We start from the raw sequence: 25,241 nt of genomic DNA on the forward strand, positions 1-25,241 counted from the left end.
CGGTTATTCCTTGGTATCAGGATAGGCGCGGCTAAAGGCCCACGTATCGCCATCCGACAGGTCCGCGTCATAGGCATAACCGCCCGTGGCAAAACCTTTGATCTCCTCAGCCTCGGTCAGACGGTTTTCAATGATGTAACGGGCCATGGCGCCGCGCGCGCGTTTGGCGAAAAAGCTGACGATTTTCGCTTTTCCGTCTTTGATTTCGTAGAACTGCGGGGTGATCACGCGCAGTTTCAGCGCTTTGGTATCCGCGGCGTGGAAATATTCTTGGCTCGCGCAGTTGACCAGAATGTCGGTGCCTATCGCCTCTGCCTCGGTGTTCAGGGTTTTGGCAATCTGGTCGCCCCAGTATTCATACAGGTTTTTGCCGCGGCGGGTTTTCAGTTTGCTGCCCATTTCCAGACGGTAGGGCTGCATCGCGTCCAAGGGGCGCAGCAGGCCATACATGCCCGACAGAATGCGCAGGTGATTTTGGGCCCACTGGATGTCATCGCGGTCCAGCGTTTTCGCCTCTAGCCCTTTGTAGGTGTCCCCGTCGAACGCATATACGGCCGCCTTAACCGCGTCGGCATCGGGCGTTTCTGAATAGGCTTTGAACCGATCGCGGTTCAGTTTTGCCAGATTATCAGAGATCGACATCAGCGATTTCAGATCGCCCAGCGTCAGGTTCCGCGCGGTTTTGGCAAGGCTCATTGCCTCTTTGGGGAACATGATATCGGTGGTTTCGACGTCAACAGGCGACAAATCCAGCGATTTTGCGGGCGATACGACGATTAGCATTCTGATCTCCTTACTTCCGCGCAGAACCTAGCATTCAGGTTCAAAAACAAAAGGGCAGGATCAATAGACCCTGCCCTATCATTACGCACAAAAGCGAAAATCAGTTCAGTCGCGCACCGGTTTCAGGGGCGAAATAGCTGACTTTGCTCAGGTCGAACGCCATTGGCAGCGCGGCCCCCGGCGTTGCAGTGGTTTCTGCGTGCAGACGTGCGGTGACCTGTTTGCCGCCCAAATGCGACACAACGTAGGTATCCGCGCCCGCAGGTTCGACCATTTCGACCATGCAGTCTGCGGTCTGAACGTTGTCGCCCGAACGGTAACCGGCTTCGGCGATGTCTTCGGGGCGCAGGCCCAGAATAACGTCGGCTGGCAGGTTGGTGTTCTGCGTGTCTTTCAGAACCAAAGGTTCCGCCGCTGGACGGTCGATCACGATTTCAGTCGCGCCGCCGTTTGCACGGGTTTTCGCAGGGATCAGGTTCATCGCAGGCGAGCCCATAAAATCAGCCACGAACAGGTTCGCAGGACGGTTGTAGATTTCCGCAGGCGATCCGATTTGCTGGATCACGCCGCCTTTCATCACAACGATCTTGGTCGCCAGAGTCATCGCTTCGATCTGGTCGTGGGTCACGTAAACCATCGACGCGTTCAGGTTCTGGTGCAGTTTTTTGATCTCGGTCCGCATTTCGACACGCAGTTTGGCGTCTAGGTTGGACAAAGGTTCGTCAAACAGGAACAACGCTGGGTCACGAACCAACGCGCGGCCCATGGCAACACGCTGACGCTGACCGCCCGACAACTGACCCGGACGACGGTTCAGCAGCTGTTCGATCTGCAACTGTGCTGCGACCTCTTGCAGTTTTTTGTCTTGGGTCGCTTGATCCACACCGCGCACTTTCATGCCAAAGGTGATGTTTTTGGCAACCGACATGGTCGGGTACAGCGCGTAGGACTGGAACACCATCGCGATGTTGCGATCCTTTGGCGACACCTCGGTCATGTCTTGACCTGCGATGCTGATCGATCCGCCGGTGATCGGTTCCAGACCTGCGATACAGTTCAGCAGGGTGGATTTACCGCAGCCCGAAGGCCCAACCAGCACCAGGAAATCGCCCGGCTCGATCGACACATTGATGTCTTTCAGAATTTCGGTCGAACCGTAATTCTTTTTCAGGTTTTTGATATCCAGAATAGGAGCCATCGGGATTATCCTTTTACGGAACCAGCGGTCAGACCGCGGATGAAGTATTTGCCAGCCACGACGTAAACGAGAAGCGTAGGAAGAGCGGCGATGATGGCAGCGGCCATATCGACGTTGTATTCTTTCACGCCCGTGGTGGAGTTAACGATGTTGTTCAGGGCCACGGTGATCGGCTGCGTCCCCGCCTGAGAGAACGAAACGCCGAACAAGAAGTCGTTCCAGATCTGCGTGAACTGCCAGATGACGGTTACAACGATGATCGGCAGCGACAGCGGCAGAAAGATCGACCAAAAGATGCGGAAGAACCCCGCGCCGTCGACTTTGGCCGCTTTGACCAATTCCTGTGGGATCGTGACATAGTAGTTACGGAAGAACAGGGTGGTAAAGCCCAGACCATAGACCACGTGCACGAAAATCAGGCCCGGAATAGTACCGGCAAGGCCCAGTTTGCCCAGCGTGGTGGCCATCGGTAACAGCACAACCTGAAACGGGATAAAGCAACCAAACAGCATCAGCGAAAAGATGATGTTCGCGCCTTTGAATTTCCATTGCGCCACGACATAGCCGTTCATCGCACCCAGCAGGGTGGAAATCATAACCGCAGGCACCGCAATCAGAACCGAGTTCCAGAAATAAGGCTGTAGGCCTTCGCACTGGATGCCGGTACATGCGCCCGACCATGCGGTGCGCCATGCATCAAACGTGACATCACGCGGCAGGGCGACCAGCGAACCGGTCCGGATTTCGTCCAGACTTTTCAGCGATGTGGTCAACATCACGAAAAGCGGCATCAGGTAATATAGGGCAAAGATGCCTAGCAGGAAATACAGGATCCAGCGCAGAGCGATCTTGCTCAGCCCGCCACTGCGGGCGTTGGTGACAGTCATATCAGTCATTTTTCGCCGCCCTCAGTTCGGAATACAGGTAAGGCACAACAATCGCGAACACGACAGCCATCATGATCATGGCCGAAGATGCCGCCTGACCGATGTCACCGCGCGAAAACGCCATTGCGTACATGTAGGTCGCAGGCAGGTCGGTTGCGTAACCAGGTCCGCCGCCCGTCAGCGCGATAACCAGATCGAACGATTTGATCGCAAGGTGCGACAGCACGATGAACGCGGACAAGAAAATCGGAGCCATCGACGGAATGATGATCGCCGAATAGATGCGCCATGTTGGAATACCGTCGACTTGGGCCGCTTTGATGATTTCGCCGTCTACCGACCGCAGGCCAGCCAAGAACAGCGCCATCACGAAACCGGACGACTGCCAAACACCCGCAATAACAACGGTGTAGATGGCCAGATCGCTATTCACGAGCCAGTCGAATTTGAAATCTTCGTACCCCCAGCCGCGCACCATCGCTTCGATGCCCAGACCTGGGTTCAGGATCCACTTCCATGCGGTACCGGTTACGATCATCGATAACGCCATCGGGTACAGATAGATGGTGCGGATCACGCCTTCGGTGCGGATTTTCTGATCCAAAAGGATCGCCAGCAAAAGGCCAAGGATCATCGAAATAACGATGAAAAGGGTACCAAAAATGAACAGGTTGTTCATGGCCGTGTCCCAACGCGGCGCAGCAAACAGGCGTTCGTACTGGATGAAACCTTCGATGTCGTATTTCGGCATCAGACGCGAACGGGTCAGCGAAACCCACGCTGTCCATGCGATAAAGCCATATACGAAAAAGAGGATCGCCACAAAGGACGGGGCCAGCACCACCTTGGGGACATGGCGTTCAAGCCATTCTGTCATGGGGTGTCTCCGTGAATAGAAAACCCCGCCCAGCATGACGCCGGGCGGGATTAGGGAGGGATGGATTACATCGAGTTTGCGACAGCGTCTGCCAGCATCTGAACAGCGTCTGCCGACGACATGTCAGAGTTGAAGTGTGCAGTCACAACATCAGTGATTGCGCCCGACTGTGCGCCGCGCAGTGCCATGCCGTGTGCATAGGATGGCAGCAGCGAACCGCGCTCGGACGTGCCCGACATGTCTTCTGCCGAAATGTTCGCGCACATGTCGAACGCAGCCAGATCAACGTCGGTACGAGCTGGGATCGAACCTTTGTTCAGGTTGAAAACCTCTTGGAAGTTCGGGCCCATGATCAGTTCTGCCAGCAGAGCCTGACCAGCTTGTTTGTCGTCACCGTCAACGTCGAACATCGCAAAGCTGTCTACGTTGTACAGGTAACCGTCACCTGGGGTCGATGCGCATAGGAAATCTTCGCCTGGAACTTTGCCAGCGGCCATGAATTCGCCTTTGGCCCAGTCGCCCATGATCTGGAACGCCGCTTCGCCGTTCATGACCATTGCAGTTGCCAGGTTCCAGTCACGACCCGAGAAGTTGTCGTCGACATAGCCGCGCATGGTGCGCATCTGGTCGAATACAGCAACCATCGTGTCCGAAGTCAGCGCGTCTTGATCCAGTTCAACCAGCGCTTTGTGGAAGAATTCAGGACCGCCTACGCCCAGAACAACGGTTTCGAATACGGTTGCGTCCTGCCAAGCCTGACCGCCGTGTGCAAGTGGGGTGATGCCAGCGGCCTGCAGTTTGTCTGCGGCTGCGTTGAACTCTTCCCAAGTGGTTGGCATTTCGATGCCGTTGGCTTCTAGGATGTCAGCGTTTGCCCAGATCCAGTCAACGCGGTGCACGTTAACAGGCGCTGCACACCATGTGCCTTCGCACTGCATGTGCGCTGCGATCGATGCGGGCAGCAGGTTCGCCCAGTCTTCTGCTTCGGCAACGGCCGAAATGTCAGCCAGAACGCCTTCTTCGTACCATTCTTGGATCGCTGGGCCTTTCAGCTGAACAGCGGTCGGTGCGTTGCCCGACAGAACACGAGCGCGCAGTGCGGTCATCGCAGCGTCGCCGCCGCCGCCAGCAACAGGCATGTCGGTCCAGGTGCCGCCGTTTGCAGCGAATTCTTCTTGCAGAACGGCTACGGATTTCGCTTCACCGCCCGACGTCCACCAGTGCAGAACTTCGGCCTGTGGTTCAGCGAATGCAGCGCCCGATGCGACGATTGCTACGGCAGAAGCTGCCGCGAATGTGAATTTTTTCATGTTATCCTCCCATGATTCTGCCCAACTATCAGGCAGTGGTGCCGCAGATCATGGCGAATAGCGCGCAGTCCTTTCAACATCGAAACAGCGGGTTTGCGCCTTATGCATAGCGAAATATACGTATTCTGTTACACGCTGTTACGTTGCCATTGATTTTGTTGCACCGTGTTACAATGCAGGGTCTAGGATCGCTGAGGAGAGGACGCGAAGCATGCCCATACCACGACTGTTGGTCGTCGATGATGACGCGGATATGCGCCAGATGATGACGCAGTTTTTGCGTCAGAACGGGTTTATTGCCCTACCCGCCCAATCCGAAGACGAAATTCTAACCCATTTGGAAAACGGGCGGATCGACCTGATTTTGTTGGACGTCATGTTGGGCAATGAAAACGGTGTGGACATCTGTGCGAACCTGCGCCGCGAACAGGATATCCCGATCATTCTGGTGTCCGCCCTATCCGCCGATCATCAACGAATGGCGGGATACGAAGTCGGCGCCGATGACTATATCGCGAAACCGTTTAACCCTCAGCTGCTGCTGGCCCGTGTGCGTGCCGTTCTGCAAAGGGCGCAGCGCACGCCTTCGTTGGCCTATCGCCGTAAAACCCGCACCTTTCATTTCGGCGGCTGGGTGTATGACGCGAAAAAGGACGAAGTCATTTCGCCCGACGGGTTTCAGGTGGCCCTATCGCGCCGTGAAACCGCATTGCTAAACGTTCTGCTGGCCAATCCGCACATCCCGCTGACCCGCGAAGAAATCGCAGCCGCTTTGGATGTCACGGCCTCTGGCGATGCCTCGCCCGAGGCAACGGGGCGCGCGATTGACGTATTGGTGGGGCGTCTGCGGGCCAAAATCGAAAAAACACCCAAAGACCCGCGCATGCTGCGCACCGAACGCGGTGTGGGCTATATTCTGTCCGTCGACGTCACGGTCGAGGATACCTGATGCTTCGATCCCTGCCTTTGCGGTCACTTGCGCTGATCTGGATGCTGGCCGCATTTGTGTGCGGGCTCAGCGCCGCTGCGTTGTGGAACCATTCTCAGCGGGCATGGCAGACCCATCTGATCACCGCATACGAGGCAGGTTTTGCCGTATACGAGGCGCTGCGCGAACAACGGTCAACGCCCCAAGGGGTTACAATTACGCCGTTGTCAGATGCAGAAAACGCATTGGCTGATTTGGGCCAATTCGCCCGCTTGCCCGATGCGCCGCAGCCTAGCTTTGTGACCAATGCGTCGATCCTTGCGAACTCTGGCGACAGTTTCACCGGCGAAATCCTCACGCTCGCGATTGTGTCAGGTGATCTGCAATATAGCGCCGCCGCCATCGCCAGCAGCCCCTATGCCACCGCCCCGCAGAAAATGGCGGAAATCACCCGTATGCTGGCCAGTTATTGCAGCGAACCCGTGATCTATGCGTTCTATGGAAACAGGTCGTGGTATAAAATTGATGGCACCGAATTATGGGGATGCAAAACCGCCCCCAAAGATATGCGGCTGATCGCCGTCGGCATTGCGATGCTGGGCATGGCGATTTTGTACACTTTGGTCGTGGATACCACCGCGACATTCGGGCGTTTTGCCGCTGCGCTACGTAACCGACGCCGTTTGGGCGGCCCCGAAGCCTATCAGACCGAAGGCCCCATGGAATTGCGCGATATGGTCGATGCGGTGAACGGCTATCTAGCTGCCGAACGGGCACAGCTATCACATCGCGCCGTTGTTTTATCAGGTGTTAGCCACGATCTGGGCACCCCCGCAACGCGGCTGCGGCTGCGTGCAGCACTGATCCCTGATGATGATTTGCGTTCCAAACTAGAACACGACATCGATCACATGACGGGCATGATCGAAAGCGTACTAACCTATACACGGTCCGAAATGTCCGCCGAAGAGCCGCGTAAATTGTCGTTGTCGTCGCTCATCCAATCGATTGTCGATGACTATCAAGACATGGGAAAACCCGTCACATTGATGGATCAGTCCCCCGCCCCGATCGAACCAAGCCATTCGGTGTTTGCCGCACGCCCGATGATGGCCCACATGCCGGATGCCCAGAAAATACTGGCGACCGTTCGCATGGTGTCGCTGCAACGCGCGGTGACGAACCTTATTGATAATGCATTAAAATACGGCCGCCGCGCCCATGTCGGGTTGATCGCAGACAGCCAGACCGCAACAATCATCGTCGAAGACGAAGGCACCTTCGGCCCCGATGATATGGCCGCCCTGATTGCCCCGTTTCAACGTGGCACGAACGTCGGATCCGTGAACGGGTATGGGTTGGGCCTAACCATCGTCGAAGCTGTCGCAGACCAACACGGCGGGACATTGGAATTTATTCGCGGGCGGCGCGGGCTGCGGGCGCAAATTACGATCCAACGCGCCTAGGCGTTACCAATCACATCCAGAAACGCAGCGCCGAACCGTTCGGCATATCGGTCCCCCAATACGCGCTGCATTGACCCCATATCGCCGGGGCGCATTTTGGCGACCTTGGCCAGCAGGGATGCGCTACAGGTCATCGGTTTGCCTGTACCGTCTTCGCCGCGGCTTAGGTCCGCCTGAACCGCCAGCAATTGATCGTAAATCGATCCTTCGGCGCGGCCCGCCATTTTGCGGCGCGCGGGGTGCAACTGTTCCGCCTCGCCCGCGATGACGGTTAGGAAAGCGTCGCCATAGCTTTGTAGTTTTTTGGCGCCAACGCCGCTGATCGCGGCCATATCGTCCAAGTTGCGCGGACGTTTCTGCGCCATTTCGATCAAGGTTGAATCGTTGAAAATGATGTAGGCGGGCACGCTTGCGGCCTCGGCCAAAGCACGGCGTTTCGCCTTTAGCGCGGACAACAGCGGCGCGTCGTCTTCGCTGACCAGCATTTTGATTTTGTTGCCCGTCTTTGCGGCTTTGATCGTGTCGCGGCGCAGTTTAATCGTATCTTCACCACGCAGGATCGGACGCGCCTTTTCGGTCATACGCAGACCGCCGTGACGTTCAGGATCGGGGCGCAGCAAATCGTGCCCCATCATCTGACGGAAAATCGCCTGCCATTCGCGGCGGCTATAGTCTTTGCCCACGCCATAGGTCGGCAGTGCGTCGTGGCCGCGTTCTTTGATCCGGTCGATGTCCGACCCGACCAAAATTTCGATCAGATGCCCCGCGCCGTAACTTTCGCCCGTGCGCAGCGCGGCCGACAGCGCCATACGAACAGGGGTGGTGCCATCGAAAACATCGGCGGGTTTGTCGCACAGGTCGCAATGACCGCAGGGCGTCCCCGTTTCGCCAAAGTAATTCAGCAAAGTTGTTCGGCGACAATCCAGCGCCTCGCACAGGCCCAGCAGCGCATTCAGACGCGCGTGATCGGCCATGCGCCGTTCGGGCGGAGCCAATCCTTCGTCGATTTGCTGGCGGCGGTATCGAATGTCGTCGGGTCCAAACAGGGTCAACGTTTCGGCAGGCGCCCCGTCACGCCCAGCGCGGCCGATTTCCTGATAATAGGCTTCGATCGATTTGGGCAGATCGGCGTGTGCGACCCAACGGATGTCGGGTTTATCGATGCCCATACCGAACGCTACGGTGGCGACCACGATCAATCCGTCTTCGCGCTGAAAACGAGCCTCGACGTCGCGGCGGTCGTCCGCCTCCATCCCGCCGTGATAGTGGCAGGCGACGTGACCCGCATCGCGCAGCGCAGCGGCAATGGATTCTGTTTTCGCACGCGTACCGCAATAAACGATACCCGATTGCCCCTGACGTTCCTTGGCAAAGCTAAGGATCTGCTGACGCGGCTGGTTTTTCACGGCAAAGGCCAGATGGATATTCGGGCGATCAAAACCGCGCAGGAATTCAACGGGGGCATCGCCGCCAAACAGTTTTTCAACGATTTCAGCGCGGGTTTCGGCATCCGCCGTTGCCGTGAATGCCGCCAAAGGCACATCCAGCGCGCGGCGCAATTCGCCAATCCGCAGATAATCAGGACGGAAATCGTGGCCCCATTGACTGACGCAGTGCGCTTCGTCCACGGCGATCATGCTGACGCCGATACGGCGCAGCATTTGCGGAACCCGGCCCGACGCCAGACGTTCAGGCGCCATATACAGCAGCTTTAGCCGCCCATCCTCTAGCGCCTGCCAAACGGCATCGTTTTCTTCTTGGGTATTGCCGGAGGTTAGCGCGCCGGCTTCGACCCCTGCTTCGCGCAGGCCGCGCACCTGATCGCGCATCAGGGCAATCAACGGAGAAATAACAACCGTGACCCCCGAACGAACCAAAGCAGGCAATTGATAACACAGCGATTTACCACCGCCTGTCGGCATGATTGCCAGCGTATTACGCCCAGCAACGACAGCATCCACGATTTCGCCCTGACCGGGGCGAAAACCGTCGAATCCAAATACATCGCGTAATAGCGTGTCAGCGCTCATGCGGAATTGTGCCTGTAGGGTTGTTTTTATTGCCCCATAAGAATCACAAGGGGGCCGCCGCAGCAACCCCACATGCCTTTTTGCACCCTAAATATCGCGCGGATATTGGGCGCTGGACCCTATCGGATCAGAAAAACAATCCAGCGTTGTTGCGCAGGATAATTTCGATCGCTTGGATACCCAGCAATGCCACCAGCGGCGACAAATCCAGTCCGCCCATGTTCGGCAGGATATTCCGCAACGGACGATAGATCGGTTCCAAAATGCGCTCTAGTCCGTACCAGATCTGCGCGACCAGCGGCTGGCGAATGTTCAGCACCTGAAAGCTGATCAGCCAGCTCATGATGAAATGGGCAAAGATGATGAATTGCGCAACGCCAAGCAACATCAGCAGAATTTGAAAGATCGAAGTCATCTGGATTCCTTTCGTTGCCCCTCAGGTAATAGCACAGGGGGCGTTCGGCAATCCCCTGCCGTGACGTTTCGATTGACGCCGCTGTGCAGCATGTCACGGTATGGCCATTCTAATTCATAGGTCGGCACCATGTATCCGCTACCCCGTATTCTTTATCAGATGTTTTTGCACCGCAAAGATCCCAAGCCGAAATTCGGGGATATTATGGAAACGCATCACATCTGCTGGCCGTGGGATTTGGATATTTTCTGGGAATTGAACAATGGCCGCACGCTGACATTATACGACATCGGGCGCATGGTTCTGGGTCAGTCTTCCGAATTATTGGACGTCCTAAAAAAGAAAGGCTGGGGCCTAACCGTTGCAGGATCGTGCCCGCGCTATCGTCGCCGTATTCGCCTGTTTGATCGGTTTACCATGAAAACCCGCGCTGTGTGCTGGGACGACAAATTCATGTATCTGGAACAAAGCATGTGGAAAAAGAACGGCGAATGCGCCAGCCACGTCCTGATCCGCGCCGCGCTGACAGATAAAAACGGTATCGTAAACCCCGCGCTGGTTGCCGCTGAAATGGGGCATACTGGCCCATCCCCCGAAATGCCCGACTGGATCGCAGCCTGGAGCGCGGCAGAAACGCAACGCCCGTGGCCCCCGATGCAAGGCTAAATGATTTTCGCATAATCAACCACTTGCCAGATTTGGCCGTTCGGTGATCTAACCCCTGCAAGGCAGGAGGACGTCATGACATCGGTAGACAAGAAACGCATCTGGGGGTGGATGGCTTTTGATTGGGCATCGCAGCCCATCTACACGCTCGGCCTGACGTTCATCTTTGGCCCTTATTTCGCGGCCGTTGCCACGGATTATTTCCTGAACAGCGGTGCGCCCATCGATCAGGCCAAAGCAAACGCACAATCGATGTGGTCGCTGGGGCAATCTGTTGCGGGTCTGGTGATTGCGATTACCGCGCCGATTTTGGGCGCATGGGCGGATTTATCGGGGCGGAAAATCCCATGGATCGCGTTCTTTTCGGTCATATATGTCGTGGCGACATGGATGCTGTGGGGGCTGACACCTGATGGCACACGTCTGGTGTTTACTCTGGTCATTTTTTACGTTGGTTTCTTTGCCGCTGAATCCGCGCTGAATTTCACGAACGCCATTCTACCGTCCCTTGGCAACGACAAAGAGGTCGGCCGCATTTCAGGGTCTGGCGCGGCGTTCGGATATTGGGGCGGCGTTTTATCGTTATTCATTCTGCTGCTGTTCTTTGTCGACACGAACGGCAAAACAATGCTGCTAGAGCTGGAACCTGCCTTTGGCCTGCTGGACGCATCCCAAAACGAAGGCACGCGCGCCGTGGGTCCGTTCATCGCCATCTGGTACGCGATTTTCATGATCCCGTTTTTCCTGTGGGTGCGTGACAAACGCGGCGCGCCCACCCGCCGCGTCAACGTGGTTGCCGTATTCCGCGACCTACGTGCCACAATCAAAGGCGTTTTGGACAGCCGGAGCCTGTCTAGCTTCCTTTTAGGGTCCATGTTGTACCGCGATGCGTTGAACGCGCTGTATGCCTTTGGCGGCGTCTATGCGACGCTGGTTCTGGACTGGGAAACGATGCAAGTCGGTATCTTTGGTATTATCGGTGCCATCACCGCCGCCATCGCGACGTATATCGGCGGGCGGTTCGATCAGAAAATCGGCCCTAAACCTGTGATCAAAGTGGCCATTTCGGTGCTGGTTCTGGTTTGTATCGTCATCGTATCGATGAACCGCGAACACATCGGTCCAATCGCTTTGGCACCGGGGTCCAATTTGCCTGACATCATTTTCCTTATTTGCGGATCGGCAATTGGCGGTGCGGGCGGTGCTCTTTATGCGTCATCGCGTTCGATGATGGTGCGCCATACCGACCCCAGTCGCCCAACAGAAGCCTTCGGCCTATTCGCACTGACGGGCAAAGCCACGGCGTTTTTGGCGCCGATGCTGATTGGGATCGTCACCTATTTGACCGGAAACGTACAACTTGGATTTGTTCCTGTGATCGTCCTTTTCTTGATAGGCATGTTGATGCTACGCTGGGTTAACAGCGAAGGAGATCGAGCCGAATGGTCCGCGCACTAGTACTGGTACTTGCGTTACTATCGCTTTCTGCGTGTAAAACAGAAAGCCAAACAGCATCCGTGGTCTCTTCGCAGACCATAAACGACCCTCGCGTCGCCAAAGACGTGTTCGGGTATATTCCTGCAGCCAACAACGGCCCATCCGAAGCCATCGGATCTTATGCGCGCGGCTGTCAGTCCGGCGCCGAACAATTGGCCGAAACAGGGTCAACATGGCAGGCCATGCGCCTCAGCCGTAACCGCAACTGGGGTCAGCCTGAACTGATCGATTTCGTTCAGGACCTTAGCCGTTTTGCCGCCACTTTGGACGGCTGGGACGGGCTATATGTCGGCGACATGAGCCAGCCGCGCGGTGGCCCGATGTTAACAGGTCATGCCAGCCACCAAATTGGTCTGGACGTCGACATCTGGATGCTACCGCCCAGACGGTTGGATTTGACGGAAACCGAACGCGAAAACATTTCGTCGATTTCCATGCGCCGCGCCAGTGGTGCCTTTACCAACGACGATTGGACCCCCCAACACGAAGCCCTGTTGCGTGCCGCCGCAAGCGATGACCGTGTCGCCCGCATTTTCGTATTCCCTGGTGCCAAAGTTCAAATGTGCAACACCGCCACGGGTGATCGCAGCTGGCTGCGCAAAATTCGCCCATGGTGGGGCCACCATTACCATTTCCACGTACGCCTATCGTGCCCTGCAGGTGATGCCACCTGCGTAGATCAGGCACCGCTTCCTCCGGGCGATGGTTGTGAAGAGGCGCAGGGCTGGGTTGATCGCATCCTGAACCCACCACCCCCAAACCCGAATGCGACCCCATCAACGCCGCGCGGCCCGCTCACCATGGCTGATCTGCCAGCTCAATGCGGGGCCGTAGCCGCACAATAAATCATGCGTATTTTAACAACTCTTGCGGCCCTCATCTGGGCCGCACCCTGTTTTTCCGACGCGGTCCTGTTGTCGGAAACAGCCATTCCACTGGAACAAACAGCCGAACTTTCTGCCATTGACTTACGTGATGATGGCGCAAGCTTTGTCATGGTCACCGACCGCGGCGTCGCGTTTGAAGGCGTGATTAATCGCACGGATGATATCGTAATCGACGTGACAATCGCGCAAGAAGCACCGCTGTTGGATGACGCAGGCAACCCGCTGCAAAACCGGCTCACCGATGCCGAAGGTATTTCCTTTACCCCATCGGGTGGATTCCACGTCAGTTTCGAAAACTGGGGCCGCGTTTGGTACTATCCGTCGCTCACATCCCTCGCGCAACCCATTCGCATTTTCGATGCGTTCCAGACTTTTCAGCCCAACGCAGGCCTAGAAGCACTGGCAACTGCCCCCGACGGTACGATCTACACAATCCCCGAACGGTCGGGCCGATATGATGAACCTTTCCCCGTCTATCGCTACAGCAATGATTGGGACGTTGCCTTTGTCATCCCGCGCACAGATTCATTCCTGATCACAGGCGCAGATTTCGGCCCTGATGGCCTGCTATATGTTCTAGAGCGGGATTTTCTAGGCATCGGATTTCGCAGCCGTGTTCGCAGGTTCGATATGAACGGCAAAGGCGAAACCGTGATGCAAAGCGCCTTTGGCACCCATTCCAACCTAGAAGGCATCGCCGTTTGGCAGGACGACACAGGCGCAACCCGCCTGACCATGGTGTCCGACAACGGCCAGACCTTTTTGCCCACAATGATCGTCGAATATAGGCTTTTGGACTAATTTTCCGCCCTTTTGGGCGCCCGCTGTTCAAAAACCATGCCTATTTCTGCGGCAGTTTCAGAAAAATTTCACAATCCATTGTGGAAAAAGTTTTGACATACACGACATCTGTGCCACCCTTAACTTACAGGCGAAACTCATTGAAAGGAGGTGATCCAGTGTCGAGAAAGGTATTGGAGAATGGTGTCGGGACAGCTTGGGGGGCGATCGTCTAGGGCAGCCCCTCGGACGGCTCAAAACCTCAGGTGGGACGTTCCTAACCACACCCACCTCCTGAACTTTCGAAGGATCGCCGATCGCCTCGGCGGTCCTTTTAATTTGGCGCAAACGCGATACATAAGGGCCATGTTGCAGGTCACGGACACGATAACCATTCAGGATTGGGAACTGACGGAACAGTTCGTGCGATCCTCTGGCCCGGGCGGTCAGAACGTGAACAAAGTGTCCACGGCTGTCGAACTGCGGTTCGAAGCCGAACGCAGCCCGTCCCTGCCCGATCCCGTCAAACGCCGGCTACGCCGCATCGCGGGCAGCAAATGGACGAACGACGGCGCGATTGTTTTGTTTGTGCAGGACACGCGGTCGCAAGCCCGAAACCGAGAGATCGCCCGCGACCGTCTGGCCGAAATGATCACCAAAGCCACCCACACCCCCAAACGCCGCATCGCGACAAAGCCGACCAAAGGGTCGGTGCGGAGACGTCTGGACGAGAAGAAACGGCGGGGGGAGGTTAAGGCGTTGAGGGGGAAGGTGGAATAGTCCCCACTTGACTGGGCTAACTCACTAATATTTTGTCTTTAGACAATTTAAAGATGAGATTTTTATGCGAATTACGCCCCCACATGCGGAAATTGACCTCTACAAAGATGGTTTTCAGAAACACGATCTACTCAACCGAAGTGTACAAGGTCGGCACCTCTCTGACCTAGTGGAGAAAGTCGATGAGTCTCTTGTTATTTCGTTGGATGGCGCGTGGGGGTCGGGAAAAAGTTTCTTCCTAAAATGCTGGGTAGGCGAACACGCAAACAGCGATGGTGCAGCGACTCCGATCTACTTTGACGCTTTCGAGAACGACTTTATTGACGACCCGCTATTGGGGCTCACGGGGATGCTTTCGGATCGGCTGGAGGCTACCAATCAGCACTCCAAAGCTGTTAAGTTCATCAAATCGGCTGCCGCAAAATTTTCTCGTCCGGCACTTCGCATAGCCTTAGCAGCTGGAACCGCAGGAGCGTCGGAAGTAGCTGGCGTTGTAGTTGACGCGGCGCTTGAAACTGGAAGCAAAGAACTGGAGGCGCAAGTCAACGAGTTTTGGAAGAAAGAAGATGGTCGACGCGCGGCAATGGCCGAATTTCGATCAGCTATGGTTAAACTAACCGAACCCGATGAAGACGGCAAACCAACTAAGAAGTTTGTTTTCGTAGTCGACGAACTCGATCGATGCCGTCCTGATTTCGCTCTTGATACACTAGAAGTCATCAAACACTTCTTTAACGTACCTGGTGTTCACTTTGTTCTGGGCATTAACTTTAAAGAACTGCTGAATACCGTACGGTGCCGCTACGGAAATGGAATTGACGCGGCAACATACCTCGAAAAATTTATTACCGTTTCTATGACACTCCCCGACTTACATCTTGAAGGTGTAAGACCGCAAAAAAGTGCTAGAATTTATTTCGAGAAAATGACGAAGAAGATGTCCCTACCAGAAGAACTTTCTAAGGACATTTTGTGGTGGTCAGACAACTTTCCAACCATAAGCTTTACCTCGATCCGCCAGTCTCAAAAGATCCTTTCAGAAGTCGCCTTGGTTGCGGACCAAGAACACGTCAAAAAAATGTTCGTGGGCTGGCGACTAACGTTAGCCGCGTTAATTATCCTCAAGCACAGGCACCCAGGCATTTTTGAAAAAGCGAAAGACAAAACCCTGACATTCGATGAAGTACGAACGGCGCTCGATCTACCCTTACAGATCGACCAAGACGCAGGTCATCACATCCGAAACGCAAATATCATATGGGGTACAATTCTATCGACCGCGACAGAAAAAGAAATAGAGACGACACGTGGGATCTGGGGAACGTTCGGGCTAGATAATCCGAGTGAAGTTCCAAGAACCTTAATTCGAGATTACATCGATCCCATTCAGCTAACTAGTGTTTAATTCAATATGAAATTTCAAACCCTAACCTCAACCGCCTCCTGCTCTCCAACTCCGAACACACGCTTATAACGGGCGACTTCGGACGTGGGGCCCATGGCTTTGTTGGGGTTGTCGCTGAGTTTGACGGTGGGGTGGCCGTTGGCTGACACGGCTTTGCAGACCAGACTGAATGGGGCCAGCGCGTCGTTTGGGGTCAGGCCGATGAAATCATTTGTCAGCATAGTTCCCCACCCGAATGACGCCCGTACCCGCCCGCGGAATTGGGTCGATAGTTCGTGGATTTTCTGCACGTCCAGACCGTCCGAAAAGATAATGAGCTTTTGCGTCGGGTCCTCTCCGCGGTCTTTCCACCACTGGATCGCGGTTTCGGCGGCTGTTGCGGGGTCTCCGCTGTCGATACGGATGCCCGTCCAGCCCGCCAGCCAATCGGGCGCGCCGTCTAAAAACCCTTGCGTCCCGTAGGTGTCGGGCAGGATGATGCGCAGGTTGCCGTCGTGTTCTTCGTGCCAATCGGCCAGCACGTCATAGGGCGCGTTGCGCAGCGCGGCGTCATCGCCGGCCAGAGCGGCATAGACCATGGGCAGTTCGTGGGCGTTGGTGCCGATCGCCTCTAGGTCGCGGTGCATGGCGATGGAACAGTTTGACGTGCCCGTGAATTTATCGCCCAGACCTTCGATCAGGGCCTGAACGCAGAAATCCTGCCACAGGTAGGAATGGCGGCGGCGGGTGCCGAAATCGGCCAGTTTCAGGTCGGGAATTTCGCGCAGGGACTGCACCTTTTCCCATAGTTTGGTCATCGCGCGGGCGTATAGCACCTGCAGTTCGAATTTCCCCATGGTGTTCAGTACGGCGCGTGACCGTAGCTCCATCAGGATGGCAAGGGCGGGAATTTCCCACAGCATGACCTCGGGCCACGTGCCTTCGAACGTCAGTTCGTACTGCCCGTCGCGTTTTTCCAGATGGTAATCGGGCAAGCGCAGGTTTTCGAACCACTCCATAAAATCGGGGCGGAACATCTGGCGTTTGCCGTAGAACGTGTTCCCGCGCAGCCACGTGGATTCGCCGCGCGTCAGAGACAAGGACCGCACATGATCCAGCTGTTCGCGCAGTTCGCCTTCGTCGATCATATCAGCAAGGCGGATGTGTTTGGCGCGGTTGATCAGGCTGAATGTCACCTGCGTGTCGCGTTTGTTGCGAAACACCGACTGGCACATCAGCAGTTTGTAGAAATCCGTATCAATCAAGGACCGAACGATCGGATCGATCTTCCATTTGTGGTTCCAAACTCGGGTCGCGATATCAACCATGGTGCGTTCCTTGTGCCGATTGGGGCCCGTGTATCAGGTTATTGAACGTCAACGCCAGCGGCGCGCATCCCGTCGATTGCAGCAACCATCGACCCGTCGAAATCAATCCCGCGGCACAGGTCGGTGCGGACGGTCACGGTGAAACCCAACTGCGCGGCATCGACAGCGGAATAATTCACGCAAAAATCGGTGGCCAAGCCGACCAGCGTCAGATCGGTAATTCTGCGTGTACGCAAATACCCATCCAGCCCAGTCGGGGTCGTGTGGTCGTTTTCGAAAAAGGCGGAATAGCTGTCGATGGCGGGATTGAAACCTTTGCGGATGATCAGGTCGCCGTCTGTGCGCAGGTCTGGGTGGAATTCGGCGCCAGTAGAGCCCTGAACGCAGTGATCAGGCCATAGGACTTGGGGGCCATAGGACATTTCGATCAGCTCCATCGGGGATTTGCCCGCATGGCTGGATGCAAAAGACGAATGGCCCGCAGGATGCCAATCTTGGGTCAGGATCACAGCGCCAAAGTCATCCATGATCTCATTGATCCCCGCGACAATTTCATCGCCGCCCGCCACAGCCAGCGCACCGCCGGGGCAGAAATCATTTTGCACGTCGATGACGATCAGCGCGGTTGTGGATTTGGTCATCTCACTCTCCTGTCAGGTTGGTTTTGACCCTAACGCGGTTCTTTGCGCCGTCAACGTGGGGCAATGACATTTCGCCGCGCTTGCTGAATCCATTCGACAGGCGTAAGGGACAATTATGTTTACAGTTTGCGCTCTATATCATTTCACCCCGTTTGCGGACCCTGCAGCCATTCGCGGGCCGCTATTGGATTTGTGTAAATCGCAAGGGATTACCGGATCCCTGTTGCTGGCCAAAGAAGGCATCAACGGCACCGTCGCGGGCAAAGCCCCAGCGATCGACAAACTGTTGGCGCATATCAAATCGCTGCCGGGCTGTTCAGACATCGTTTGGAAACTGTCGACAGCAGCGGAACAGCCGTTTGGCAAAATGAAAGTTCGCCTGAAAAAGGAAATCGTGACCATGGGCCAGCCGGACGTCGATCCGCGCGCGGCCGTGGGCCACTACGTCGAACCCAAAGACTGGAACGAATTGATCAGCGCGCCCGACGTTGTGGTGATCGATACCCGCAATGATTACGAATTCGCCATCGGCACGTTCGAAAACGCGATTGATCCCGAAACCAAATCCTTTGGCGAATTCCCCGCGTGGTGGGAAGAAAACAAAGAACGTTTCCACAACAAACGCATCGCAATGTTCTGCACCGGCGGCATCCGCTGTGAAAAATCGACGAACTTTGTCAAACAACAGGGCATCGACGAAGTGTACCACCTACAGGGTGGCATTCTGAAATACCTAGAGGAAGTCCCCGAAGACGAAAGCCTGTGGAAAGGCGAATGTTTCGTGTTTGATGGCCGCGTTTCCGTTGGCCACGGCCTAAAAGAAGGCCCGCACGAGATGTGCCACGCCTGCCGCCACCCGATCATGCCAGAGGATAAAAACCGCCCCGAATGGGAAGAAGGCGTATCCTGCCACCTGTGCATTGAAAAAACGACGGACGCCGACAAGGCGCGTTTCCGCGAACGCCAGAAACAAATTCAATTGGCGAAAAAACGCGGCGAAAAACATTTGGGCGCTGACCTTTGATTTTGCGCCCAAAGGGTGTGTAATCAAACGGCACATCGCGAAGGGGGCGCAATGTTACTGTATCTGACGCTGATTTTTGTTTGCCAATTGCTGGGCGAATTGTTTGTCGGGGCGCTGGGTTTTCCATTGCCCGGCCCAATCGCTGGCATGGTTTTTCTGTTGCTGTTTTTGATCGTGCGAAAATCTGTGCCCGATCAGCTGGCTGAAATTACGGACGGCATGCAGCGTCATATGCAACTGCTGTATATCCCCGCAGCGACAGGCGTGATGGTCTACCTTGGCCTGCTGGCGTCGCAGATGCTGGCCTTTAGCCTGTCCATTGCCGTCAGCACAATCATGGGCATCGGTGTGACAGGCGTTGTCCTGCAGTTTTTGCTAAAAGGCCGCCGTGATGGATAACCTGTTTCAAGTCTGGGTCTACCTTAGCGCATCGCCTTTGTTTCATTTAACGCTGACGCTAGTGGCCTATCAGTTGGCGTTGGTGGCATTCAGGAAATCGGGCAATTTCGCGCTGCTGAACCCTGTTCTAGTGGCCGTCGTGGTGATCATCGCGATATTGATGATCAGCGATACCAGCTATGAAACCTATTTTGACGGGGCCCAATTCGTTCACTTCCTATTGGGGCCTGCCACTGTTTCCCTTGCCGTTCCGCTGTATCGGCAACTGGACCGCGTGAAAGAGGCCGCCCTGCCGTTAATGATTGCCCTATGCATCGGGTCATTTGCAGGGATGGCATCCGCGGTCGGGGTGCTATGGGCGTTTGATCTAGGGCCTGACATTTTAGCATCGGCCGCGCCGAAATCTGTGACCTCCCCTGTCGCGATGGCGGTCGCTGAACAGCTAAACGGTATCCCCGCGCTTGCGGTGGTTTTCGTCATGGGTACGGGTATTTTGGGCGCGGCAATCGGGCCTGCGTTGCTATCGCTGCTGCGGGTCACCGATCAACGTGCGGCCGGTTTCGCCATCGGCACCGCCGCCCACGGCGTTGGCACCGCACGCGCACTGCAAATGGGCGAAGTCGCTGGCGCATTTGCGGGTTTGGCGATGGGACTCAACGCGTTGGTAACGGCCTTTGCATTGCCCGTTTTGTGGCCATTGATTTTCTGATCCACACGCCCGCATACAAAAAGCCGCGCCAGTTTCCTGACGCGGCTTTCTATCAATGCGATTAAGATCAGAAATCCAGGTTTTCCACGCTCAGCGCGTTGGTCTGGATGAACTCACGACGCGGTTCGACCTCGTCCCCCATCAGTTTGGTAAAGATGTCATCGGCGCCTTGCAGGTCTTCGACGCTGACCTGCAGCAACGTACGTGCATCAGGGTCCAACGTGGTTTCCCACAGCTGATCAGGGTTCATTTCGCCCAGACCTTTGTAGCGCTGGATCGACAGACCTTTTTCGCCTTCTTCCAGAATGGCGCGCAACAGGTCCAGCGGGCCATAGATCATCGTGTGACGGTCTTTGCGGTGCAGCTGAGCGGGTTTGTTGTAAACCTCTTGCAGGGCAGCGGTAAAGCTGCCGGTTTTGCGTGCTTCGCCCGAACGCAGCATTGGGCCGTCCAGCGTGCGGACCTCTTCGACACCGCGCAGAATACGGGCCAGACGGATACCGTGATCTTGGGTAATGCGCCCCTGCCAGCCGCGTTCGTATTCCAACGCGATCAGGTCCAGACGTTTCGCAACGGTGTCGGCAACGCCCTGTAAATCGCTGTCCACAGCACCTGGGATAAAGGCACCAGCAATCGCAGCCTGTTCCAGAATGTGGCGCGGGTAATGCGTTGGGAACGCATCCAAAACGCGGCGCAAGGAACGCGCATCTTCGACCACGCGCAGCAAATCCTGCCCCGCCAATTCAGAGCCATCCGCCAGACGCAAAATCGCGCCTTCGATACCCTGATGGATCAGATATTCATCCATCGCGGCCTGATCTTTCAGGTACACTTCGGATTTACCGCGCGACACTTTGTAAAGTGGCGGCTGCGCGATATACAGGTGACCCGCTTCGATCAGTTCAGGCATCTGACGGAAGAAGAACGTCAAGAGCAGCGTTCTAATGTGCGCACCATCCACGTCCGCATCGGTCATGATGACGATCTTGTGGTAGCGCAGTTTTTTCATGTCAAATTCGTCGCGACCAATGCCGGTGCCCAGTGCCATCACTAGGTTGCCGATCTCTTGGCTGGACAGCATGCGGTCGAAACGCGCGCGTTCAACGTTCAGGATTTTACCTTTCAGCGGCAAAATCGCCTGCGTACGGCGGTCACGGCCCGTTTGCGCGGACCCGCCCGCAGAGTCACCCTCGACGAGGAAGACTTCGGTCTGAACGGGGTCTTTTTCCGAACAATCCTTGAGCTTGCCCGCAAGGAAATTGACGTCCATCGCGGTTTTGCGGCGGGTCAGTTCGCGGGCTTTGCGCGCTGCCTCGCGGGCCAAAGCGGCTTCGATGATTTTACCCACGATGCCTTTGGCCTCGTTGGGGTTTTCTTCGAACCATTCGCTTAGCTTTTCACCAACAAGATTTTCGACGGCTGGGCGGACCTCGGACGAAACCAATTTATCTTTGGTCTGAGACGAGAATTTCGGGTCAGGCACTTTGACCGACAGGACACAGGTCAAACCTTCGCGGGCGTCATCACCCGAGAACGACACCTTTTCCTTTTTGCCGATGCCGTGTTCCTGCGCGTATTTCGTCAGGGTACGGGTCAGCGCCGCACGGAAACCAGCAAGGTGCGTACCGCCATCACGCTGTGGAATGTTGTTCGTGAACGGCAGCACGTTTTCATGGTAGCTGTCGTTCCACCACATCGCGACCTCGACCCCGATGCCGTCTTTTTCGCCTTGAACAAAGATCGGTTCGGCGAACATGGGGTGTTTCGAACGGTCCAGATATTTTACGAATTCTTTGACACCGCCATCATAGAACAGTTCGTTCTTGATCGGTTCGGCTGGGCGTTCATCCTCTAGCAGGATACGCACGCCCGAATTCAGGAATGCCAATTCGCGCAGGCGTTTTTCCAGAATATCGTAGGAATATTCCAAGTTCAGAAAGGTGCCTTCGGGATCGTTGGTTTTAGAGGACGCCAAGAAACGCACCTGCGTGCCTTTTTTGCCTTTCGCCTCGCCAACAACCTCTAGCGATTTGGCAGTCACGCCTTTTTCAAAGCGGACATAGTGTTCTTTGTCGTTGCGCCAGATGCGCAGTTCCAGCCAGTCGGACAGTGCGTTCACAACCGAAATACCCACGCCGTGCAAACCGCCCGACACCTTATAGGAATTCTGGTCAAACTTACCGCCAGCGTGCAGCTGGGTCATGATCACCTCGGCGGCGGAAACGCCTTCTTCGGGGTGCATGTCGACAGGGATACCGCGGCCGTTGTCGGTCACAGACACCGAATTATCGGCGTGGATTTTTACCGAAACATGGTCGGCGTGGCCTGCCAATGCTTCGTCGATGCCGTTATCCACGGCCTCATAAATCATGTGGTGCAGACCAGACCCATCGTCGGTGTCACCGATATACATCCCTGGGCGTTTGCGGACTGCGTCCAAGCCTTTGAGAACTTTGATAGAATCGGCGCCGTATTCGGGCTGCTGCTGCTCTGTTTCGGACATGCGGTGTTTCCCCGTATTTAGTCGCCAAAATATAGAAGATAATCAGGCGATTGTCACGGGTTAGACGCTATATTTTGCGGTTAGACAAAGGGGATAACCACCCCGACGGCAATTAGCAGCCAACCCGCCGTCAGGTTCATCCTGCGCAGCGCCGAAGGAGAGGTCAAAAGCGCACGAATTTTCCCGATGAACGCCCCCATCATCAGGTTGCCGATGAACGGCACAATCGCCGATAACGCGGCAATCGCGACGATGTCAGGCGTGGTCAGGGCGGTCAGGTCAAAGAACCCCGGCAACATGCCCATGTAGAACAGGATCGCCTTTGGGTTGCCCAAAATCACGGCCAGCCCCGCGACGAACCCCGCCAGCATCCCCGGACGCGTCAAACGGCTGTCCGTGCTGATCGATTTATCCGCGCCGCGAATAACCAGATACCCCATGATCAGAAAGGTCACACAGGCCACATAGCGAATGCCGGTCAGAAACCCGCCGTACTGGTTTACGATCCAACTGACGCCCAAAATCGCTAGGACCGACCACAGAACATCTCCAACCACCACGCCCATCGCCAAAGGCCACGCAGATCGAAACCCGCCCGACATCGCCCGCGCGATCAACCCGACCCACACAGGGCCCGGCGTCATGAACAGCACAAACAACGCGCCCGCATATAGCGCCAGATCCCCGATCGATAACGTCATTCGGACACCGGCAGGGTCAGGCTGCCATCCTCGTTCAAAGGCCAGAAAGGGTTATGCGCGACTTCCCAGACGTGGCCATCGGGATCCGCATAATAGCCAGAATATCCACCCCAAAACACTGGCTCTGGCCGTTTTAGGGCCGTTGCCCCCGCTGCCAGTGCGGCATCGAATGCGGCATCGACCTGTTCAGTTGTCGTGAAATTCTGGGCCAAAGTCATATTCCCCACGCCCAGCGGCGCACCTTCGCGGCCCTGATCTTTGGCCAGTTCTGCGGTCGGAAACAGCCCCAAAGCCATACCGTTGATCTGATAGAACGCGACTCCGGGCTGTTCGGCGGTAATTTCCCAACCCAAGCTTTGATAGAATGCTTTGGACCGATCCAATTCAGAAACGCCCAAAGTGATCAGTGTTACGCGCTGCGGTGTCATCAAAATTTATTCCCTAACAAATCCAGCGTCAGGTGATCGTCCCACGATAGATTATTCAAGGGCAAAACCATCAGGTCGTCGCTTTGCTGTCTAATATCGACGGTGCGTTTGTCCGTCATAGCCACCCAGCGCAGCGGATTGGGTTTGGTTAGAAACCCGTTCGCGGCATAGACGGGACGATCCCCGAACAAAACCACCGCATCCGCCCCAATGCGGCGCGCGAAATCAATACTGCCGCGCACCAACTCGCCAGCGATCCCTTGGCCGCGATGATCGGGGTGCGTTGCGACTTCGGCCAGACCGACGATATCCAACAGCTGATCGCCCAAGCGTACGGCGCGGTATGTCATCGCCAAATGCCCAACGATTGCGCCATGTGAGCGCTGTATCAGACGCACGTGGTGACGTTGCTGATGATAGGACGCCCCGCCAAATTCGGGCGAAAAGGCTAGGTCCAGCAGGGCGGTCAGCTCGGCCTCTGTTTCGGCGGTCAGATCGAATTCATTGATCGTTTCAAATGCTGGCAACATGCGATGCGCCCCCTTGGTCGGTGACTTCGACGTGTTGGGCGCGGTCTAACAATTCGGTGAACAATTCGGGGCCTGTGCCTGTCATGAACGCCTGCGATCCCAGCGCGCAGATTTCATCATAGAGCGCCGCTCTACGCCCTGCATCCAAATGCGCTGCGACTTCGTCCAGCAACAGGATCGGAGCCATCCCAATTTGCTCAGACAGTGCCCGCGCGTTGGCTAGGATCAGGGAAATCAGCAGCGCCTTTTGTTCGCCGGTCGAACAATCCGCAGCAGGCATGGATTTGACAGCGAAAACAGCGCCCAGATCGCTGCGATGCGGACCGGTCAATGTGCGGCCCGCGGCCATGTCGCGCGGCCGACCCGCAGCAAAGGCATCACGCAATTCGGATTCCGTTTCGGGCGTGCCTTCGGCGTTTAGAACGGTCAACTCTGCCACGGGGAACGCCGTTTCAGCCTGCGATTGGGCGGTCATCAGATTTGCGACCGCATCGCGCCGCGCGGCCATGATTGTGGCTCCTGCGGTCGCCATCTGCGCCTCTAGCGCGGCATACCAATGGGCGTCGCGCACCATATCTTTGAGCAACCGATTGCGTTCGCGCATCGATTTTTCATAGGCCAGAACCGCCTCTGCATGTGCGGGTTCAAAGCTCATGGTCATACGGTCCAGAAAACGGCGGCGGCCTTCGGCGCCTTCGATCCACAGGCGGTCCATGGATGGAACCAGCCACAAAACCCGCGCGATACGGCCCAATGCGGTTTGCGGCGCAGATTTCCCGTCGATCCGCAGATTGCGCGTCTTTTCAGGTTCCGCCCAGATTTCGATTTCATGCGTGTTGCTGCCCGACCGCAGATCAGCCGCCAGTTTCCATCCCAAACTTTCGGGTTTACGCACGATGTCATCCACAGCTGCACGGCGCAAACCGCGTCCGGGGGATAGCAGCGAAATCGCCTCTAGAATGTTGGTTTTGCCTGCGCCATTTGGCCCAAAAATCGCAACGGGCCGACCATCGAAATCAATTTCGACCCGTTTGTGGGACCGAAAATGCGACAGCAGGATATGGTCAACAGAAAGGCCGCTCATTCGCGG

At 56.0% G+C, this 25,241-nt stretch carries 25 protein-coding genes; 11 read left to right on the forward strand and 14 right to left on the reverse strand.

The window, feature by feature from the left end:
- Window positions 1-3 precede the first annotated feature (3 nt).
- From yaaA to ACXAGA_RS04530, 5 genes are all read right to left on the reverse strand, one after another.
- Entirely contained in the window at window positions 4-783 is a 780-nt protein-coding gene (yaaA, locus tag ACXAGA_RS04510; protein ID WP_475116328.1) for a peroxide stress protein YaaA, read from the reverse strand.
- 100 nt (window positions 784-883) lie between these two features.
- On the reverse strand, window positions 884-1,981 hold the full coding sequence (locus ACXAGA_RS04515; protein ID WP_475116329.1) for an ABC transporter ATP-binding protein: 1,098 nt from the start codon (window positions 1,979-1,981) through the stop codon (window positions 884-886).
- Window positions 1,982-1,986: 5 nt separating this feature from the next.
- Window positions 1,987-2,877 (reverse strand): carbohydrate ABC transporter permease, encoded by an 891-nt coding sequence (locus ACXAGA_RS04520; protein WP_475116330.1) that lies wholly within the window; start codon window positions 2,875-2,877, stop codon window positions 1,987-1,989.
- Window positions 2,870-3,745, reverse strand: coding sequence for a carbohydrate ABC transporter permease (locus ACXAGA_RS04525; RefSeq protein WP_475116331.1), 876 nt, complete (start codon window positions 3,743-3,745; stop codon window positions 2,870-2,872). The genes ACXAGA_RS04520 and ACXAGA_RS04525 overlap by 8 nt, the downstream gene beginning before the upstream one ends.
- Before the next feature lie 65 nt (window positions 3,746-3,810).
- Window positions 3,811-5,055 (reverse strand): ABC transporter substrate-binding protein, encoded by a 1,245-nt coding sequence (locus ACXAGA_RS04530; RefSeq protein ID WP_475116332.1) that lies wholly within the window; start codon window positions 5,053-5,055, stop codon window positions 3,811-3,813.
- A 211-nt stretch (window positions 5,056-5,266) separates the two neighbouring features.
- Here ACXAGA_RS04530 and ACXAGA_RS04535 point away from each other — a divergent pair, with 211 nt between their 5' ends.
- Both ACXAGA_RS04535 and ACXAGA_RS04540 read left to right on the forward strand, forming a co-directional pair.
- Window positions 5,267-6,004, forward strand: a complete 738-nt coding sequence (locus tag ACXAGA_RS04535; RefSeq protein WP_475116333.1) for a response regulator transcription factor — start codon at window positions 5,267-5,269, stop codon at window positions 6,002-6,004.
- Window positions 6,004-7,449: a sensor histidine kinase gene (locus ACXAGA_RS04540; protein WP_475116334.1), complete on the forward strand. Its 1,446-nt coding sequence runs from the start codon at window positions 6,004-6,006 to the stop codon at window positions 7,447-7,449. The genes ACXAGA_RS04535 and ACXAGA_RS04540 overlap by 1 nt, the downstream gene beginning before the upstream one ends.
- Here ACXAGA_RS04540 and recQ read toward each other — a convergent pair.
- Together recQ and ACXAGA_RS04550 are read right to left on the reverse strand one after the other, a co-directional pair.
- Complete coding sequence (recQ, locus tag ACXAGA_RS04545; protein ID WP_475116335.1) at window positions 7,446-9,479, reverse strand: DNA helicase RecQ; 2,034 nt, start codon at window positions 9,477-9,479, stop codon at window positions 7,446-7,448. The two genes, ACXAGA_RS04540 and recQ, sit on opposite strands and share 4 nt — an antisense overlap.
- 127 nt (window positions 9,480-9,606) lie before the next feature.
- Window positions 9,607-9,894 (reverse strand): YggT family protein, encoded by a 288-nt coding sequence (locus ACXAGA_RS04550; protein WP_475116336.1) that lies wholly within the window; start codon window positions 9,892-9,894, stop codon window positions 9,607-9,609.
- Window positions 9,895-10,023: 129 nt separating this feature from the next.
- On the opposite strand from ACXAGA_RS04550, the gene ACXAGA_RS04555 reads away from it, so the two are divergent.
- The 6 genes from ACXAGA_RS04555 to ACXAGA_RS04580 all read left to right on the forward strand — a co-directional run bounded on the left by ACXAGA_RS04555 (window position 10,024) and on the right by ACXAGA_RS04580 (window position 15,909).
- On the forward strand, window positions 10,024-10,560 hold the full coding sequence (locus ACXAGA_RS04555) for an acyl-CoA thioesterase (protein ID WP_475116337.1): 537 nt from the start codon (window positions 10,024-10,026) through the stop codon (window positions 10,558-10,560).
- Window positions 10,561-10,635: 75 nt separating this feature from the next.
- Entirely contained in the window at window positions 10,636-12,018 is a 1,383-nt protein-coding gene (locus ACXAGA_RS04560) for an MFS transporter (protein WP_475116338.1), read from the forward strand.
- Complete coding sequence (gene mepA, locus ACXAGA_RS04565) at window positions 12,003-12,902, forward strand: penicillin-insensitive murein endopeptidase (protein WP_475116339.1); 900 nt, start codon at window positions 12,003-12,005, stop codon at window positions 12,900-12,902. The genes ACXAGA_RS04560 and mepA overlap by 16 nt, the downstream gene beginning before the upstream one ends.
- A 3-nt stretch (window positions 12,903-12,905) precedes the next feature.
- On the forward strand, window positions 12,906-13,745 hold the full coding sequence (locus ACXAGA_RS04570; RefSeq protein WP_475116340.1) for an esterase-like activity of phytase family protein: 840 nt from the start codon (window positions 12,906-12,908) through the stop codon (window positions 13,743-13,745).
- Window positions 13,746-14,090: 345 nt separating this feature from the next.
- Window positions 14,091-14,504 carry an alternative ribosome rescue aminoacyl-tRNA hydrolase ArfB gene (gene arfB / locus ACXAGA_RS04575; protein WP_475116341.1) on the forward strand — a complete coding sequence of 138 codons (414 nt, stop codon included), beginning with the start codon at window positions 14,091-14,093 and terminating at the stop codon, window positions 14,502-14,504.
- A gap of 64 nt (window positions 14,505-14,568) precedes the next feature.
- Window positions 14,569-15,909: a KAP family P-loop NTPase fold protein gene (locus ACXAGA_RS04580; RefSeq protein WP_475116342.1), complete on the forward strand. Its 1,341-nt coding sequence runs from the start codon at window positions 14,569-14,571 to the stop codon at window positions 15,907-15,909.
- 14 nt (window positions 15,910-15,923) lie between these two features.
- Here ACXAGA_RS04580 and pncB read toward each other — a convergent pair whose 3' ends face one another.
- Window positions 15,924-17,216, reverse strand: coding sequence for a nicotinate phosphoribosyltransferase (pncB, locus tag ACXAGA_RS04585; RefSeq protein WP_475116343.1), 1,293 nt, complete (start codon window positions 17,214-17,216; stop codon window positions 15,924-15,926).
- Between the two features lie 38 nt (window positions 17,217-17,254).
- Window positions 17,255-17,857, reverse strand: coding sequence for a bifunctional nicotinamidase/pyrazinamidase (pncA, locus tag ACXAGA_RS04590; protein ID WP_475116344.1), 603 nt, complete (start codon window positions 17,855-17,857; stop codon window positions 17,255-17,257).
- Between the two features lie 115 nt (window positions 17,858-17,972).
- Between pncA and trhO the strand changes: the two genes are divergently transcribed.
- The 3 genes from trhO to ACXAGA_RS04605 are packed head-to-tail and all read left to right on the forward strand — an operon-like array spanning window position 17,973 to window position 19,989.
- Entirely contained in the window at window positions 17,973-18,881 is a 909-nt protein-coding gene (gene trhO / locus ACXAGA_RS04595; protein WP_475116345.1) for an oxygen-dependent tRNA uridine(34) hydroxylase TrhO, read from the forward strand.
- A 51-nt stretch (window positions 18,882-18,932) separates the two neighbouring features.
- Window positions 18,933-19,280 (forward strand): CidA/LrgA family protein, encoded by a 348-nt coding sequence (locus ACXAGA_RS04600; protein WP_475116346.1) that lies wholly within the window; start codon window positions 18,933-18,935, stop codon window positions 19,278-19,280.
- Entirely contained in the window at window positions 19,273-19,989 is a 717-nt protein-coding gene (locus tag ACXAGA_RS04605; RefSeq protein WP_475116347.1) for an LrgB family protein, read from the forward strand. The genes ACXAGA_RS04600 and ACXAGA_RS04605 overlap by 8 nt, the downstream gene beginning before the upstream one ends.
- Window positions 19,990-20,056: 67 nt before the next feature.
- Here the strand turns inward: ACXAGA_RS04605 and gyrB are convergent, their stop codons facing one another.
- From gyrB to recF, 5 genes are all read right to left on the reverse strand, one after another.
- The gene (gene gyrB, locus ACXAGA_RS04610; protein ID WP_475116348.1) at window positions 20,057-22,492 is read right to left on the reverse strand and encodes a DNA topoisomerase (ATP-hydrolyzing) subunit B; all 2,436 of its coding nucleotides are present in this window, start codon (window positions 22,490-22,492) and stop codon (window positions 20,057-20,059) included.
- An 80-nt stretch (window positions 22,493-22,572) separates the two neighbouring features.
- Complete coding sequence (locus ACXAGA_RS04615; protein WP_475116349.1) at window positions 22,573-23,193, reverse strand: LysE family translocator; 621 nt, start codon at window positions 23,191-23,193, stop codon at window positions 22,573-22,575.
- Entirely contained in the window at window positions 23,190-23,621 is a 432-nt protein-coding gene (locus ACXAGA_RS04620) for a VOC family protein (protein ID WP_475116350.1), read from the reverse strand. Before ACXAGA_RS04620 ends, ACXAGA_RS04615 begins: the two co-directional genes overlap by 4 nt.
- Window positions 23,621-24,151, reverse strand: coding sequence for a GNAT family N-acetyltransferase (locus ACXAGA_RS04625; protein ID WP_475116351.1), 531 nt, complete (start codon window positions 24,149-24,151; stop codon window positions 23,621-23,623). Before ACXAGA_RS04625 ends, ACXAGA_RS04620 begins: the two co-directional genes overlap by 1 nt.
- Window positions 24,135-25,235 carry a DNA replication/repair protein RecF gene (recF, locus tag ACXAGA_RS04630; RefSeq protein WP_475116352.1) on the reverse strand — a complete coding sequence of 367 codons (1,101 nt, stop codon included), beginning with the start codon at window positions 25,233-25,235 and terminating at the stop codon, window positions 24,135-24,137. The genes ACXAGA_RS04625 and recF overlap by 17 nt, the downstream gene beginning before the upstream one ends.
- Window positions 25,236-25,241 lie beyond the last annotated feature (6 nt).

It is taken from the genome of Marivivens sp. ABH4_498, from assembly GCF_056160585.1.

Excerpts from the sequence above, each read along its gene's own strand:
- ACXAGA_RS04515 (WP_475116329.1), bottom strand. The coding sequence starts at position 1,981 with ATGGCTCCTATTCTGGATATCAAAAACCTGAAAAAGAATTACGGTTCG.
- ACXAGA_RS04620 (WP_475116350.1), bottom strand. The coding sequence starts at position 23,621 with ATGACACCGCAGCGCGTAACACTGATCACTTTGGGCGTTTCTGAATTG.
- ACXAGA_RS04540 (WP_475116334.1), top strand. The coding sequence starts at position 6,004 with ATGCTTCGATCCCTGCCTTTGCGGTCACTTGCGCTGATCTGGATGCTG.
- ACXAGA_RS04520 (WP_475116330.1), bottom strand. The coding sequence starts at position 2,877 with ATGACTGATATGACTGTCACCAACGCCCGCAGTGGCGGGCTGAGCAAG.
- ACXAGA_RS04530 (WP_475116332.1), bottom strand. The coding sequence starts at position 5,055 with ATGAAAAAATTCACATTCGCGGCAGCTTCTGCCGTAGCAATCGTCGCA.
- ACXAGA_RS04525 (WP_475116331.1), bottom strand. The coding sequence starts at position 3,745 with ATGACAGAATGGCTTGAACGCCATGTCCCCAAGGTGGTGCTGGCCCCG.
- ACXAGA_RS04555 (WP_475116337.1), top strand. The coding sequence starts at position 10,024 with ATGTATCCGCTACCCCGTATTCTTTATCAGATGTTTTTGCACCGCAAA.
- ACXAGA_RS04535 (WP_475116333.1), top strand. The coding sequence starts at position 5,267 with ATGCCCATACCACGACTGTTGGTCGTCGATGATGACGCGGATATGCGC.
- trhO (WP_475116345.1), top strand. The coding sequence starts at position 17,973 with ATGTTTACAGTTTGCGCTCTATATCATTTCACCCCGTTTGCGGACCCT.
- ACXAGA_RS04560 (WP_475116338.1), top strand. The coding sequence starts at position 10,636 with ATGACATCGGTAGACAAGAAACGCATCTGGGGGTGGATGGCTTTTGAT.
- gyrB (WP_475116348.1), bottom strand. The coding sequence starts at position 22,492 with ATGTCCGAAACAGAGCAGCAGCAGCCCGAATACGGCGCCGATTCTATC.
- pncB (WP_475116343.1), bottom strand. The coding sequence starts at position 17,216 with ATGGTTGATATCGCGACCCGAGTTTGGAACCACAAATGGAAGATCGAT.
- ACXAGA_RS04615 (WP_475116349.1), bottom strand. The coding sequence starts at position 23,193 with ATGACGTTATCGATCGGGGATCTGGCGCTATATGCGGGCGCGTTGTTT.
- recF (WP_475116352.1), bottom strand. The coding sequence starts at position 25,235 with ATGAGCGGCCTTTCTGTTGACCATATCCTGCTGTCGCATTTTCGGTCC.
- arfB (WP_475116341.1), top strand. The coding sequence starts at position 14,091 with ATGTTGCAGGTCACGGACACGATAACCATTCAGGATTGGGAACTGACG.
- recQ (WP_475116335.1), bottom strand. The coding sequence starts at position 9,479 with ATGAGCGCTGACACGCTATTACGCGATGTATTTGGATTCGACGGTTTT.
- ACXAGA_RS04605 (WP_475116347.1), top strand. The coding sequence starts at position 19,273 with ATGGATAACCTGTTTCAAGTCTGGGTCTACCTTAGCGCATCGCCTTTG.
- pncA (WP_475116344.1), bottom strand. The coding sequence starts at position 17,857 with ATGACCAAATCCACAACCGCGCTGATCGTCATCGACGTGCAAAATGAT.
- ACXAGA_RS04600 (WP_475116346.1), top strand. The coding sequence starts at position 18,933 with ATGTTACTGTATCTGACGCTGATTTTTGTTTGCCAATTGCTGGGCGAA.
- ACXAGA_RS04625 (WP_475116351.1), bottom strand. The coding sequence starts at position 24,151 with ATGTTGCCAGCATTTGAAACGATCAATGAATTCGATCTGACCGCCGAA.
- ACXAGA_RS04550 (WP_475116336.1), bottom strand. The coding sequence starts at position 9,894 with ATGACTTCGATCTTTCAAATTCTGCTGATGTTGCTTGGCGTTGCGCAA.
- ACXAGA_RS04580 (WP_475116342.1), top strand. The coding sequence starts at position 14,569 with ATGCGAATTACGCCCCCACATGCGGAAATTGACCTCTACAAAGATGGT.
- yaaA (WP_475116328.1), bottom strand. The coding sequence starts at position 783 with ATGCTAATCGTCGTATCGCCCGCAAAATCGCTGGATTTGTCGCCTGTT.
- mepA (WP_475116339.1), top strand. The coding sequence starts at position 12,003 with ATGGTCCGCGCACTAGTACTGGTACTTGCGTTACTATCGCTTTCTGCG.
- ACXAGA_RS04570 (WP_475116340.1), top strand. The coding sequence starts at position 12,906 with ATGCGTATTTTAACAACTCTTGCGGCCCTCATCTGGGCCGCACCCTGT.